The organism is Micromonospora sp. NPDC005197 (assembly GCF_040608295.1).
Classification (GTDB): Bacteria; Actinomycetota; Actinomycetes; order Mycobacteriales; family Micromonosporaceae; genus Micromonospora.
In genome coordinates, this window is the sequence record NZ_JBEXHY010000138.1 from 1 (window position 1) to 12,623 (window position 12,623).

Below are 12,623 nucleotides of genomic sequence, written 5' to 3' on the forward strand. Positions count from 1 at the left end.
GCCCGAACGGGTCCCGCCGCGACCGTCAGCGTGAGATCTGGCGACGTCAGCGGGGCGCGACGCTCATCCCTCGGCCGACCTGCCAGGAGGCGGCGGGCCAGGCCGTGATGAAGCCAGCGATCAGCCCGATCTGGCCGGCGAACCAGAACGTGGGGCTGTCGGGTCGCAGGGGTGGCTCCGGAAAGACCATGTGATGCGCCAGCGTCAGCCACGCGAACAGCGCCACCTCGAACGCGGTGATCGTCAGCAGTTCGATCTTCACGACTGTGGTCAGCGCGTGCCCGATCTGTGCGACGCTGCGACCCGGCTCGTCGAAGAGCCGAAAGAGAACGGCGATCGTCACCGCCGCCAGATAGTCGCCGGCGTAAGCGATCCACAGCCCGTTCTGGGCCGGGTCGAATCTGACGGCGTACAGGGCGACCTCGGCGACGATGAAGCCGAGAGCGCAGTGCGCGCCACAACGGGACACCTGGGTCAGGATGATGCCCCGGTGGGGCCGTCGAGGTTGATCGTCCCGCCGTCGTGGCGAGAGCGCCTCGGGCCTGCCCCATTTCCAGTAGAGGCAAACGGCCGCCGGACCGACGTAGAGGACGGTTACCAGCCAGACGATCTCCATGACCTTGACCGGCTGACGGTGCCCGTAGAGATAGGTGTCGGCGAGGACGACCGCGAAGCTGACGACGCCGACCGCGAGCGAGGCCCAGGAGAGCGCCAGGAGCCAGGTCGGCTGCATCCTCGCCCCTTCCACGCGCCGGGCGCCGGTGCCTGCCGCGGCCGATGGGGGAGGGGGCTCGCTGACTGGTGTCGACGGCCGAGGACGCCCCACAGTCTTTCACGGCGTACTCGTCCGTACCGGCCGATCGGCCGTTCGTCGTGCTGGCCGCTAGCTGGCGAAGTCGACGCTGGCGAGCGACACGTCGCGATGCGCGGCGAGGTGTTCGGCCTGTGCGGTGATGGCGTCGCGCGTCCCCGCCGACAGTCTCTGCCAGGGCTGGACCGCGATCGTGAGCGTCCTGCCGGACTTGCGGGGTCGCCAGGTGCCCACCAGGTCGCCGTCGACCAGGACGGCGCCCGGCCGACCCAGCACCGGCCACAACTCCTTGGCGTGGGCGGGGTCGGGCACCAGCGTCGCCCGGTCCCTGGCCTGGAGGAACAGGTCGAACGGGCCGAGGAGGCGGCTTGTGGTGGCGTCGGCCGACTCCAGCGCCTTGTCGTCGGCGGACAGCAGCCAGCGCACCTCGCCGTCGACCGTCACCTCGACCACGTCGTCGGGCCAGCGCGCCTTGACGTCCTTCACGGGGGCGTCGAGATAGCCGGCCACCTGTTGCGGGGTGGCCGGGCCGAGCAGGCGAAGGTATGCGCGGACCAGGTCGAACCGGTCGACCGGGGCGGCGGCCCTCGTGAACCCGGTGATGCGGCGCAGGATCGGAGGCGAGGTGTCGAGTTGCAGCTCCAGGCCGGCCCGCGCGGCGGCGAGCCGGAACGGCATCTCGTAGAGGTGCGTGGCGTCGCACACCCGGCAGAACCGCAGGTACGGCTCGGGCAGCACCGTGGCCAGGCGGCCGGAGACCTCTCCCTTGACCGTCGGCGTGGTGACGATGGTCCGCATGCGCGCGGCCACCTCGTCGAGGGCGGCGAGGTTGTCGATGCCGGCAGCCTTCAACGGCTTGGCCGCGTCGTAGATGCGCTTGCCCGCGTCGGCGTCGGAGAACGGTTCGACAGCGGCCACCACGTGGCCCACATCGGCTCGGCGGTAGAGGTGCGGGGCGCCGCGCACCGTCCACAGCAGGACCACGTCCGCGTCGGACATCGTGGTCACGTCGACCCCACGGACAGCGAGGGCCCACCGGGCCCCGTCCGGACCGGTGTTCTGCACCCCGATGCCGAGGACGGCGGTGTCGGCGAGCGTGCCCTCGTCCCGGTCGAGCTGCTGAGCCCGGACGCGGAAGTTCATCACCTGGCGCCGATCAACCATGTCTGCACCCTAGCCACGGCGGCTCGTGCGGTGGGCCCAGGCGTGCAGCGCCCGTGCCGGAACCGCCGCGGCTCACTCCACCTGGGCGTGTCGTGATCCGGACACATCGGCCGCGCTCGCCCTGCACGCCCGACCTCACCTGCGTGGACGGTCGCCGTCGCACCCGCCGGTCCCGACGGGGAGCCCACGCGGGTGTCCGCACGCGGTGCCCCGATGGTGCAATAGGGGCACGCTGATGGCAGCAATGACGGAGGTAGCCGTGGACGGTGTGGAACTGCTTCTCGCCGCCCTGGCGCTCGGCGCGTCGACAGGCGTGGCCGACGCGACAAGCGCCGCGGTCCGCGATGCCGCCGAGAGCTTCCGGGGCCTGGTGCGTCGCCGGCTGACCGGCGAGGGCCAGGAGGCGCTGCGAGCGTTCGAGGCCGGGGGCACCGACTCGGGCGTCTGGCAGGTGCACCTCGCCGACGATCTCACCCGCGCGGGCGTCGACCGGGACGAGCAGATCCTCAGCCTCGCGCGGGAGCTACTGGCGAGGGCCGAGGCGACCGGGGTGCGCACCGAGATCGGGCAGGTCGACCTGCGCGGGGCGAAGGGCGTCCAACTCGGCAGCTACAGCACCCAGCACATCACCTTCAACTGAGGCAACCGGGCAGATGGGCGACAGCGGGCAGCCGGAGGACGACCGGTCGCGCGGCATCGACGCCCGCCACGCCCAGGGCGTGCAGTTTGGCCCCCACAGCCGCCAGTACATCAACTTCGGCCCGGTCGTACGGTCGGCGTACCTGGCGGAGGTGCACCGGATCGCCCCGGCCGACCTGCTCGACCGCGATGCCGAGCTGGCGCGGCTCGCGGCCTTCTGCACGGGTGACGGGTCGGGCGCGTACCTGCGGTGGGAGGCTGCCCCGGGCACCGGGATGACCGCGCTGCTGTCCTGGTTCGTGCTCCACCCGCCCCCGGGAGTACGGGTCGTGTCGTACTTCGTCGTCGCCGGCCGCACCGAGCGGGAGACCCGCGAGGCGTTCGTCGACGTCGTGCTGGAGCAGTTGGTCGAGCTGACCGACCGGTACATGCCGGGTCATCTCACCGGGTCCACCCGGGAGGCGCACCTGCTGGGCCGGTACGTCGACGCGGCCCAGGCGTGCGAGCGGCGGGGCGAGCGGCTGGTGCTCATCGTCGACGGCCTCGACGCCCGACGCGACGCCTCCGCTGTCGCGACGCTCCTGCCCGACCGGCTGGTCGGTGGAATGCGGGTGGTGCTCGGCACCGACCTCGGGTGGCGCGCCCCCGCCGACCTGCCACCGCGGCATCCGCTGCGGGAGCCGAACCGGCCCCACCTGCTGGCGCCGTTCGTCGGCCCCGACGAGCGCGCCCGGCGGGAGGCGGAGGACGCCCGGCGTGCCGACGAGCGGGCCCGGCGGGAGGCGCAGCGACACCAGGCCGCCGAGGAGCGCCGCACCGCGCAGCGGCAGATCGACCAGTGGCAGGCCGCCGAGGCGGAACGGGCCAGGCCGGCGGCGCGGGCGGCAGCCGTGCGGCGGGCGCTGACGTTCGTCGCCGGGTGGACGGGCCTCCTCGTCCTCGTCACCTGGTTGGCCCGGGGTTGGCCCGATCCGCGGGTCGCGGGCATCCTGAGCGCCCAGCTCGTGGCGGGTGGGCTGGCCGCCGCGATCGTGCTCGTACCGTCGGCGTTCCGGCTCGGTGCGGCGTACGCGTCGAGGCCGGCCTCGCCGGCCGCCTGGATCGATGGATCCCGGTACGGCCTGCTGATGCAGGTGATCGCCTTCCTGGTGTTCGTCGTCCTGGGCGGAGCTGGCGCGGGCGACTACCTCGACGCCCTCGACGACCGGCAACTGGAGCGGTCCGTCGGCCGGGCCGGGGCTCTGCCCTCCTTCGACGAGGTGGTGGCGTTCCTGTTCCTGCTGCTCATCGCGGTCGGCTGCGTCGCGGCCGGCCTGTACCTCGCCGCGAGAGCCGTCCGACCCTGGTCCGAACGGCACCGGGAGCGGGAACGAGCGTTTCGGGCACTCGTCGACGCGGCGGCCGCCGCTGCCGCGCGCGAAGCGTCCGCGGGAATGAGCGCCGACGTGCTGTCCCCGCGAGCGGCCGACCGGACCAAGGCGTACCAGAACATGCTGGCCCGGCTGGGGCAGCGCCGGCGTCACCCGCCCCGCTAGGTGCCGTCGTCGGCGAAGGCGCGGGGTGTGAACGGAGTCAGGAGGAGATCGGTGAGGCGCTGCGTGGCGTCCTTGTCACCGGTCAGGTCAAGCACGCCCGCGTCCACTGCCGCCGCCACGGTGATCTGGTGCCCGCAGACGGCTCGGAGGGTGTCGATGTCGGTGGTGAGTGTCGCGTCGGGTTCGGGGGTCGTGCCGCAGCGCAGCTGCACCGAGTCGTCGGCGACCTCGGCGAGGTAGGTGTCGGCGTCGATGTGGAACGCGTAGACGCCGCGGAGATCGGCCGCTCGCGCCGGATCGAACCCCGCCTTGATGGTGAGCAGCAGGGAGTCGATGCCGAGAGCGCCCTCGGGGAGCTGCGGGGACTGGCTTCCCCAGCGGCCGAACTGCAGCAGGATGGGCTCCAGTGCGCGCCCCCATTCGGTCAGCTCGTAGAGGTGGACACGCGTCGGCGGCCCCAGGTCCCGCCGTCGCACCACGCCGTGCTCGGTCAGCTCGCGCAGCCGCTGGCTCAGCACGTTCGGGCTCACCCCGGGGAGCCCGCCGAGCAGGTCGTTGAAACGCCGGGGGCCGAGCAGCTGCTCGACACCCCCGTGGCGCGGCGCCTGCTCGGGGCGCCACTGGCCCGGTTCGCCTACACCAGCGGGGACGGGACGCCGCGGCTGATCCCGGTGAACTTCCTGTGGACCGGCGACGAGCTGGTCGTCGGCGCGTTCGCCGGCACGTACAAGATCCGCGACCTGCGTGCCCGACCGGACGTGGCGATCTGCATCGACACCGCCGACGGGCTACCCGAGGTGCTCATGCTGCGCGGGAAGGTCACCCTGACGGAGGTCGAGGGCGTCCTGCCGGAGTACGCCGTCATCCAGCGCGCGGGGATGGGCGACGAGGTGGGCGACACCTACCTGACGGCGATCGACAAGCCGGGCCTCCGGATGGTCCGGATCGGCCTGCGCCCGACGTGGGTCGGAGTCGTCGACTTCCAGGAGCGCTTTCCCGACCGGACACCGGAACCCGTCCGAGCCGCGCTCGGCGGCGGTCGCTGACCAGCATCAACGCACCATGATGGAGGACTGGGATGCCGAAGATCGTCGTGTCGATGTGGATCACCCTGGACGGATTCGTCGCCGGCCCGGACGACGAGATGGACTGGCTGCTGGCCGACGACCAGCTGCAGAGGTACGAGCGGGATCTGGTGGAGAGCGCCGGCAGCCTGATGCTGGGCCGGGTCACCCACGCCGACTTCGCCGGCTACTGGCCGGTGGCCGCCCGCAACCCCGACGAACCGGCGGCCGTCCGCGGATATGCCCAGCGACTCGACGCCCTGGAAAAGATCGTCGTCTCCGCCTCGGGCAACATCGCAGACTGGAAGGGCACCCGGAGGATCGCGCGCATCGACCCCGACGAGATCGCCGAGATCGCCGAGATCAAGCGTGAATCCGGCGGGGACATCGTGGTCTACGGCAGTCTGACGGTGATCCGCTCCCTTGCCGATCTCCGGCTCATCGACGAGATCCACCTCCTGGTGCATCCCCTGTTCCTGCGCCAGGGAAAGGCGCTGTTCGACGGCGGGCGACCGCCCGTACGACTGGACCTGGTGTCCGCCGAACCCTTCGAGTCCGGCGTCGTCCTCATGACGTACCGCCCGCGGGGTGCTGCAACCGGGCGGTCGACGCCGAGAAACTAGAGTCGGTGGCGTGCGGATCCGGATCGAGGGCAGTGACCTCCCAGGCCGTCGGGCCGGCGCGGACGCCGACGCGCTGCGGCTCGGCAACGTGCACGTCGGAATCCAGCGCAAGACCGAGGTGATCGATCGCGTACGGGCCGACGCGGGCACGGCGAGCTGGTACGTCGAGGTGTCCAGCCGGGAGGTCGACGGGGTGCTGGACGTCGGCGGACCATTCGTGCACGGGCGCCCCGGAGCGCGGTTTCTGTACCTGAGCTGGGGCGCGCTGTCCGATGACGGGTTCGCGATGTTCCGGCGAGCGAAGCTGATGTTCACCGACATTCCGACCGAGCTGCTGCGCGCCGCGCACGAGGGCAACGGGCTGCTGGTGGGCAGTCTGGGGCTGACGGACGCGACCGGCGGGCCGGTGTGCGCCCGGGTCCACCCACCCGCCATCACCTGGACGGTGCGACAGCCGCCGGTCGCGACGTCCACCCGGCCGCCCGTACCAGACGGACGGCCGGGGGAGGGGACGTCGTCAGGCCACCAGTGAGACCCGCCCGTTGTCCAGGTCGTATCGGGCGCCCACGACCCGCAGGGTCGCCCACCGGGCGACCCTGGCCGCGCGAGGCGACCGGGGGACCCGGCGGGGGGAGTGGGTCAGCGGACCTCGCGGTCGAGGGCGGCGACCTCGCGTACGGCGGTGGCGACCGCCGCGAAGTCCTTCTTGAGGATCGCGCCGTGGTTGCTGGCGACCTTCGCGCCGACCCGGATGTTCGGGTTGCGGACGGTCACCGCGTCGAGGCTGGCACGGATGCGTTCCTGCTCGTCGCCCTTGCTGCCGAAGGACGTCCCCGACGCGACCACGTACCGCACCGGAACGGTGATGGCGTCGAGCACCGGGCCCAGCTCGCGCTCGGCGGAGAGCCGTCCCAGCTCGATGTTGCTCTCCGCCTGCTCGTCGGCGTTCATCCGCGGGACCAGGCCCGTCGGGCGCAGCAGCGGCATGAACCACCGCATCCGCCGGAACAGCTTCCGGATGCGCCGCTCCATGGCCTCGTCCAGCCAGTCGTGCGGGAACGCGCCGTCGACCAGCACCGCGCCGACGGTACGCTGCGGGTTCCGGTTGGCCCAGTGCGCGCCGACGACCGCGCCGTACGACCAGCCCACGAGCACTGCCCGGTCCACGCCCCGGGCGGCGAGAACGGCGTCGACGTCCCGGACGGCTGCCTCGAACGAATAGTCCGCCGAGCGCCCCGACTTTCTGCCGCGGGCTCGCTCGTCGTAGGTGATGTGCCGCCACCCGGTGCCCAGGTCGGTGATGACGCGTCGCCAGTACCCCTGGGTGGCGAACTGGCCGTTGAGGAAGACCACCGGGATGCCCGAACCGCCGGTGTCGGTGACGGCCAGGGCCGTGTCGTCGACCGGCACCATGCCGGTCCAGGTCGAGCTGGTCGAGGAGGAATTGTTTGTCGTCATGGTCGTACTCCTGAGGGGTTGGGGGTTCAGAGGCTGCGGGCGGTGATGTCGCCGTGCGAGGTGGTGGCGTGGATGTCGAGGTCGGCGATGCCGGTGTTGGTGAGGGCGTTGCTGACGCGGCCGTGGCCGGTGCCGGCGTCCAGGGCGGCCGAGACGCCGCTGGCGGCGGCGACCGAGATGTCGCCGGACTGGGTACGCAGCACGACCGCGCCGCGCCGGGCCTCGGCGACGAGGATGTCGCCCCGCGTCGTGCTGATCTCGGCCGGGCCGTTGAGCCGGCCGACCTCGACGTCGCCGTCGATCGCGGTGAGACGCACGCTCGCGGCTTCGTCGATCTTGATGTGGCGGTACGCGCCGTCGACGGTGACGTCACCGAGGCGTCCGACGCCGCGCAGCTCGGCGCTGGCGGCCCGGACCTCGACGCGGGAGTCGGCGGGCAGTTGGACGGTCACCTCCACCGAGCCGGAGGGGCCGACGAGCTCGTTGGCGGGGGTCGCGGTCGTGATCCGCAGGACGCCGTCGGCGTACGCGATGGTGGTCCGCTCGGCGGCCCGGGTGTCGCGGCTCCGGCCGGCGTCGGTGGGCCGGACCTCGACTGTGGTGTCCGCGCGGTCGGCGGCGATGAACTGGACGCGCCCGGCGGGGATGTCCAGGACGGCGGAGATGGGGGCGGGGGTCGGGAAGCTCTGCATCACGTTCTCCTGGTGCTCGTTCCGGTGTTTCTGATGTGGGAAACGCTACGTTGCTTTCCATCAGCCGGCAACAAGTCTGTTGCGTCCAAGCAGCATATAAGCAGTTCAAAGGCTTGAAAGTGTTGCAATGGTTCGGAATATAACGCAACGCTACGGCGATGAGCCATTGCAATCGGATGAGGGTGAACGCTATGGTGGGAGCGCGCCGAGGCGCTCCGAGAAACCACCACCGAGGAGATCGCGATGCCGGGAGGCAGACTCACCCAGCAGGAACGCCAGCAGATCGCGCTGGGGCTGGCCGAAAGCCTGCCGTACGCCGAGATCGCCCGGCGGCTCGACCGTCCGACCTCGACGGTCACCCGCGAGGTGTTGCGCAACGGCGGTCCGAACGCCTACCGCGCCGACCTGGCCCACCGCGCCACCGAACGCCGCGCCCGCCGACGCGCGCCCGCCTCCGCCCGAGCGGCCGAGTCGGTCCCGCAGCCGCACGGCCGTGACGCCGAGGCCGTCGCCGAGTACGAGGAGACGTTCACGACCGTCCTCATGGCCTCAGGCCTGAACAAGATGTCGGCCCGGGTGCTGACCTGCCTGTTCACCACCGACACGGGCAGCCTGACCGCGTCGGAACTCGCCCAGCGCCTCCAGGTCAGCCCGGCGTCCATCTCCAAGGCGATCGCCTTTCTGGAGAGCCAGAGCCTCGTGCGCCGGGAGCGCGACGAGCGCCGCCGCGACCGCTACGTCGTCGACAACGAGCTCTTCTACCAGGCGACGATCGCCAGCGCCCGCGCCAACGACCAGCTCGTCGAGACGGCACGCCAGGGTGTCGCCGTCCTCGGTCCGCACACCCCCGCCGCCGCCCGCCTGGAGAACATCGCCCGCTTCCTGGACTTCATCAGCGAGAGCATCACCCGCGCCGCCGAACAGGCCCGTGACGTCCTGCACAGCAGACCCGAGTGACCGTCAGGCGGTTCCGCCCGTCGACGGCGGCCGGTCAGGCCGGTGGCGGGCGAACGCGTCGACCCGGCCCCACCGGCCGGGAATGTCCAGCAACGCGACCCGGGCGAAGGCGGCCGGCAACGCGGGATTCACGGCGAGATGGTCGTCGTGCGGGTCGATGCCGAGCAAGGTGCGCAGCAGCAGCATGGGCGCCCCGCTGGACCACGCCTGCGGGCTGCCGGCGGTCGGGTACCGAACCGGGTAGCGGGTGGTGCTGCGGTCGTACCCACCGAACGCCTCGGGCAGCCGGCCCTGAAAGAAGGTCGCGGCGGACAGGATGCCCTCGGCGATGCGGCCGGCCTCCGTGCCGAACCCGTACCGGCGCAGGCCCCAGGCGATGAAGGAGTTGTCGAACGGCCAGACGGTGCCGTTGTGGTATCCGAGCGGGTTGTAGCGGCCCTGCCCCTCCGCGAAGGTCCGCACCCCCCAGCCCGAGAAGAGCGCCGGACCCATCAGGTGCTCGACGACACGTGCGGCCCGCTCGGGTGGCACGATGCCGCTCCACAGCAGATGCCCGATGTTAGAGGAGAGGCTGTCGACCGGCGTCCCGTCGTGGTCGAGCGCGAGGGCGTAGTAGCCGTCGTCGTCGAGCCAGAAATCGCGGTTGAAGCGGTCGTACAACTCTGCCGCCTCGCGTTCCAGTCGGTTGGCGTAGTCGGGGTCGCCCCAGAAGGCACGCGCCAACCGCGCCCCGCGCATCTTGGCGTCGTAGGCGTACCCCTGGGTCTCGCAGGTGGCCCTCGGGAACCCGGGCAGCCGGCCGTCGACGTAGGAGATGCTGTCCCAGGAGTCCTTCCAGCACTGGTTGTCCAGGCCGGTGGCGCGGTTGCGTTTCTCGTACCAGACGTAGCCGGTCGACGTCAGGTCGGCGTACGTGTCGATCCAGGTCAGGGCCGCGCGAGCCTCCTGCTCCAACTCCATCACCAGCGCGGTGTCGCCGCTCCACCGCTCGTACTCGTCGAGCAGCACCACGAACAGGGGCGACGCGTCGACGGTGCCGTAGTAGGGCGAGTGTGGCTGTTCCTCGAACGCGGCAGACTCCCCGTAGCGCAGCTCGTGCAGGATCCGGCCGGGGTCCTCCTCCAGGACGTCGTCGGACCGGGCGCCCTGCAACGACGCGAGGATCCGCAGCGTCGGCGGGGCCAACGACGGTGTGATGGGCAGGGTCTGCAGGCAGGTCAGCAGGCTGTCGCGGCCGAACAGGGTCATGAACCAGGGCAACCCGGCCGCGGGTACGGTCGCGCCGCCGAGCGAGAGCGGCGCGAAGCGCAGCGCCGCCAGGTCCACCAGGCTGCGGTGGTACACCTGCTGCAGCGCCGCGCTATCGGTGTCCAGTGTCGGCGCCTGCGCGACCCACTCCCGCACGCTGTCCGGCAGAGTGGAGTCGTCCGGGCGCTGCGCCCGTAGGGCGTCACGCAGGTCGACGCCGTCCGGGCGCAGTGCCCGCATGGCGGCCTGCAACCGGGTGGTCCACTGCTGCCCGGGCTCCAGGCGCACGGCGAACCGGAAGCCGCTCGGATCGATGGTGGCCGGCTCGCTCGCCGACACGACAACCTCGCGCCGGTACGTGCCGCGCCGATAGCCCATCCGCAACTCGTTCGCGTCGACCTGGGTGTAGTAGCTGCCGACCTTGTCGTGGAGGTCGAACTTGATCTCGAAGATGTCGGCGAAGTCGGCCGCCACCTCCAGGCGGACGTCCAGGTCGACAATCGACTGACCGTAGTTGAAGATCGTCAGCGACTCGGTCAGGTCCGGGCCGATGTGTCGTCGCCGGATGGCGGACACGTCCGCCTCGACGTAGTCGACCGCCCCGCCCGGCACGACGAAGAACGTGACCTCGTAGTACTGGCTGTCGTCCACCGACAGGGCGGCCATGCGTTCACCGTTGACGGTGAGCACCCAGCGGGACAGGAAGCGGGTGTCGGCGGCGAACAGCCCGACCGGGGTGGCCAGGGAGGAATGCACGTCGCCACTGGCGTCCGACACGATGAACGTGTTCCCGTCGATGCACGACACGGTGCCGGGGATGTCCCTCATCGGCTACGTTCCGCTGGCCGGGCCGACTGGGTGGGGTCGCCGGCCGCTCGCGGAAACAGCCGTCCGATGCGCAACGCCAGGCCGAGATCACCGTCGACCAGGATCTCGCCGCGGGCGATCGCCGCCAGCCCGTTCACCTCACCGCGCGCCATCGCGTCCGCGACCTGCGCGGACACCCTGATGACGGTGGTGGCGGGGTCGCCGCTCCTGGACACCTGCATGTCGCCGTGGTCGATGACGAGGAACCACTGCTCCAGGTCGTCCCCGCTCCCGATGTCGAAGCGCACGCTTCCGCACACCTTCTGGAAACGCGGATCCCGGCAGGCGGCGGCCAGCCGCTCGAAGAAGGCACTGGTCGCCGACATCCCACCTCCCCGGGCGCGCGCTGGGTAGAAACGGATGGCGGCTACCCGCTGCGGGGCGCTGTTAACGCTCAGCGTGGGCGTCGTTCAGGGCGGGACGTGAAGCGGGTCCAGGTGGTCGGCAGCCGGACAGAGGCTGAACAGTGGCTCGGCGGAATTCGGGTGTCGGCGCGGCAGGCGTACCGCTCACAATGTCCGCCATGGCGAGAGAGCGCGTACTGGCGAAGGTCGAGGCCGACCTGCGGCGTGGGCACGTCCACCCCGCGATGCAGCGGCTGACGAGCCTGAACGCCGCGTACCCCGACGACCTGGAGCTGCGCTCCCGGCGTGCCGCGCTGTACCGGCAGGTGGGCAACGTGGCCGAGGCCGGGCGGTGGGGATTCCTCACCGAGGACGCCGGCGCGCAGGAGGTCGTCGCGTTCGAGAGGTCCTACCCGGGCGCCTGGCGACGTCTGCGCGCGTTGAGGGTGATCGCCGACCCCACCGACCGGCTCGGGCCGGTGGCGGGCGCGCGGCTCGCCCAGCTGGTCCGCCAGGCCGAGCGGGAGGGCCCCGCCCCGGTCACCTGGACCGAGTTCGGCCCCCGCTCGGCTGAGCCCGACTCGTGGCGGGACGCGCTGGGTTGCCTGGTGGCGACCGTGATCGGTCTGGTCCTGGTGGCGCTCACCGTCGTCGGCCTGATCACCGTGCTCCGCTGGGCGCTGTAGGAGGACCCGGGTACGCGTGGGATGAGCGGCCTTTGGGCGTTCTGTCCCGAATCGGTCTCCTGGGGTGGGCGTACCGCATAGCGTCACGGAGGCGGACCCACCGCCGGTGCGCCGCGCGTCGGCGGGCACGGCCCCGCGGAAGGGACCGGACATGGATCGAGTCGAGACGGTGCTCCTGCCGGAGCTGGACGGGCCGGTCCCGACGACCCTGCCGAGGGCGCTGGGTCTGTTGAGCCTGGCCCTGGGCGTGGGCGCCCTGGCCGCACCCCGATCCCTCGCGCGACTGACCGGGGTGGACGACTCCCCGGCGGCGCAGGCGGTCGTCCCGGCCGTCGGCGCACGCGAGCTGGTGCACGCCGTCGGCCTGCTCACCGGCCGCCGCCCTGTCGGCTGGGCGTGGACGCGGGTGGCCGGTGACGCGCTCGACCTCACCCTGCTGGGCCGGGCGATGGCCGACCGTCGGGGTGACCGCCGACGGCGCCTGGCGCTGACGACCGCCGCGATCGCCGGCATCACCGCCCTGGACGCGGCCGTC

General features: G+C 71.8%; 14 protein-coding genes and 1 pseudogene. 8 read left to right on the forward strand and 7 right to left on the reverse strand.

From position 1 onward, the window contains the following. Positions 1 to 46: 46 nt before the first annotated feature. Positions 47 to 733 carry a DUF4396 domain-containing protein gene (locus ABZU46_RS27540; protein ID WP_354862262.1) on the reverse strand — a complete coding sequence of 229 codons (687 nt, stop codon included), beginning with the start codon at positions 731 to 733 and terminating at the stop codon, positions 47 to 49. Between the two features lie 150 nt (positions 734 to 883). Beyond that, positions 884 to 1,975, reverse strand: a complete 1,092-nt coding sequence (locus tag ABZU46_RS27545; RefSeq protein ID WP_354862263.1) for a winged helix DNA-binding domain-containing protein — start codon at positions 1,973 to 1,975, stop codon at positions 884 to 886. Between the two features lie 244 nt (positions 1,976 to 2,219). Here ABZU46_RS27545 and ABZU46_RS27550 point away from each other — a divergent pair, with 244 nt between their 5' ends. Continuing rightward, positions 2,220 to 2,615, forward strand: a complete 396-nt coding sequence (locus tag ABZU46_RS27550) for a hypothetical protein (protein ID WP_354862265.1) — start codon at positions 2,220 to 2,222, stop codon at positions 2,613 to 2,615. A 13-nt stretch (positions 2,616 to 2,628) separates the two neighbouring features. Next, positions 2,629 to 4,149 (forward strand): hypothetical protein, encoded by a 1,521-nt coding sequence (locus ABZU46_RS27555; protein WP_354862266.1) that lies wholly within the window; start codon positions 2,629 to 2,631, stop codon positions 4,147 to 4,149. Here ABZU46_RS27555 and ABZU46_RS27560 read toward each other — a convergent pair. Next, positions 4,146 to 4,727: a winged helix-turn-helix transcriptional regulator gene (locus tag ABZU46_RS27560; RefSeq protein ID WP_354862281.1), complete on the reverse strand. Its 582-nt coding sequence runs from the start codon at positions 4,725 to 4,727 to the stop codon at positions 4,146 to 4,148. The two genes, ABZU46_RS27555 and ABZU46_RS27560, sit on opposite strands and share 4 nt — an antisense overlap. 15 nt (positions 4,728 to 4,742) lie before the next feature. Between ABZU46_RS27560 and ABZU46_RS27565 the strand changes: the two genes are divergently transcribed. The 3 genes from ABZU46_RS27565 to ABZU46_RS27575 are packed head-to-tail and all read left to right on the forward strand — an operon-like array spanning position 4,743 to position 6,368. After that, a complete protein-coding gene (locus ABZU46_RS27565; protein WP_354862267.1) occupies positions 4,743 to 5,195 on the forward strand; it encodes a pyridoxamine 5'-phosphate oxidase family protein in 453 nt (150 codons plus the stop codon). Positions 5,196 to 5,227: 32 nt separating this feature from the next. Continuing rightward, positions 5,228 to 5,836 carry a dihydrofolate reductase family protein gene (locus ABZU46_RS27570; RefSeq protein WP_354862269.1) on the forward strand — a complete coding sequence of 203 codons (609 nt, stop codon included), beginning with the start codon at positions 5,228 to 5,230 and terminating at the stop codon, positions 5,834 to 5,836. Positions 5,837 to 5,846: 10 nt separating this feature from the next. Further along, entirely contained in the window at positions 5,847 to 6,368 is a 522-nt protein-coding gene (locus tag ABZU46_RS27575; RefSeq protein ID WP_354862271.1) for a DUF5990 family protein, read from the forward strand. Positions 6,369 to 6,475: 107 nt separating this feature from the next. Here the strand turns inward: ABZU46_RS27575 and ABZU46_RS27580 are convergent, their stop codons facing one another. After that, complete coding sequence (locus tag ABZU46_RS27580; RefSeq protein WP_354862273.1) at positions 6,476 to 7,294, reverse strand: alpha/beta fold hydrolase; 819 nt, start codon at positions 7,292 to 7,294, stop codon at positions 6,476 to 6,478. Positions 7,295 to 7,320: 26 nt separating this feature from the next. Then, positions 7,321 to 7,986: a DUF4097 family beta strand repeat-containing protein gene (locus tag ABZU46_RS27585; RefSeq protein ID WP_354862275.1), complete on the reverse strand. Its 666-nt coding sequence runs from the start codon at positions 7,984 to 7,986 to the stop codon at positions 7,321 to 7,323. 243 nt (positions 7,987 to 8,229) lie between these two features. On the opposite strand from ABZU46_RS27585, the gene ABZU46_RS27590 reads away from it, so the two are divergent. Then, positions 8,230 to 8,943, forward strand: a complete 714-nt coding sequence (locus ABZU46_RS27590; protein WP_354862276.1) for a helix-turn-helix domain-containing protein — start codon at positions 8,230 to 8,232, stop codon at positions 8,941 to 8,943. A gap of 3 nt (positions 8,944 to 8,946) precedes the next feature. Here ABZU46_RS27590 and ABZU46_RS27595 read toward each other — a convergent pair whose 3' ends face one another. Both ABZU46_RS27595 and ABZU46_RS27600 read right to left on the reverse strand, forming a co-directional pair. Further along, a complete protein-coding gene (locus ABZU46_RS27595) occupies positions 8,947 to 11,010 on the reverse strand; it encodes a glycogen debranching N-terminal domain-containing protein (protein ID WP_354862282.1) in 2,064 nt (687 codons plus the stop codon). 5 nt (positions 11,011 to 11,015) lie between these two features. Beyond that, positions 11,016 to 11,384: an SCP2 sterol-binding domain-containing protein gene (locus ABZU46_RS27600; protein WP_354862278.1), complete on the reverse strand. Its 369-nt coding sequence runs from the start codon at positions 11,382 to 11,384 to the stop codon at positions 11,016 to 11,018. Positions 11,385 to 11,581: 197 nt separating this feature from the next. Between ABZU46_RS27600 and ABZU46_RS27605 the strand changes: the two genes are divergently transcribed. Continuing rightward, positions 11,582 to 12,088: a DUF6584 family protein gene (locus ABZU46_RS27605; RefSeq protein ID WP_354862279.1), complete on the forward strand. Its 507-nt coding sequence runs from the start codon at positions 11,582 to 11,584 to the stop codon at positions 12,086 to 12,088. A gap of 151 nt (positions 12,089 to 12,239) precedes the next feature. Beyond that, positions 12,240 to 12,623: pseudogene (locus tag ABZU46_RS27610) on the forward strand (cyclase); the annotation flags it as partial.

What these genes read in the sequence shown, in the direction of transcription:
- ABZU46_RS27590 (WP_354862276.1), top strand. Translation starts at nt 8,230, where the DNA reads ATGCCGGGAGGCAGACTCACCCAGCAGGAACGCCAGCAGATCGCGCTG.
- ABZU46_RS27585 (WP_354862275.1), bottom strand. Translation starts at nt 7,986, where the DNA reads ATGCAGAGCTTCCCGACCCCCGCCCCCATCTCCGCCGTCCTGGACATC.
- ABZU46_RS27570 (WP_354862269.1), top strand. Translation starts at nt 5,228, where the DNA reads ATGCCGAAGATCGTCGTGTCGATGTGGATCACCCTGGACGGATTCGTC.
- ABZU46_RS27550 (WP_354862265.1), top strand. Translation starts at nt 2,220, where the DNA reads ATGACGGAGGTAGCCGTGGACGGTGTGGAACTGCTTCTCGCCGCCCTG.
- ABZU46_RS27605 (WP_354862279.1), top strand. Translation starts at nt 11,582, where the DNA reads ATGGCGAGAGAGCGCGTACTGGCGAAGGTCGAGGCCGACCTGCGGCGT.
- ABZU46_RS27555 (WP_354862266.1), top strand. Translation starts at nt 2,629, where the DNA reads ATGGGCGACAGCGGGCAGCCGGAGGACGACCGGTCGCGCGGCATCGAC.
- ABZU46_RS27545 (WP_354862263.1), bottom strand. Translation starts at nt 1,975, where the DNA reads ATGGTTGATCGGCGCCAGGTGATGAACTTCCGCGTCCGGGCTCAGCAG.
- ABZU46_RS27540 (WP_354862262.1), bottom strand. Translation starts at nt 733, where the DNA reads ATGCAGCCGACCTGGCTCCTGGCGCTCTCCTGGGCCTCGCTCGCGGTC.
- ABZU46_RS27580 (WP_354862273.1), bottom strand. Translation starts at nt 7,294, where the DNA reads ATGACGACAAACAATTCCTCCTCGACCAGCTCGACCTGGACCGGCATG.
- ABZU46_RS27600 (WP_354862278.1), bottom strand. Translation starts at nt 11,384, where the DNA reads ATGTCGGCGACCAGTGCCTTCTTCGAGCGGCTGGCCGCCGCCTGCCGG.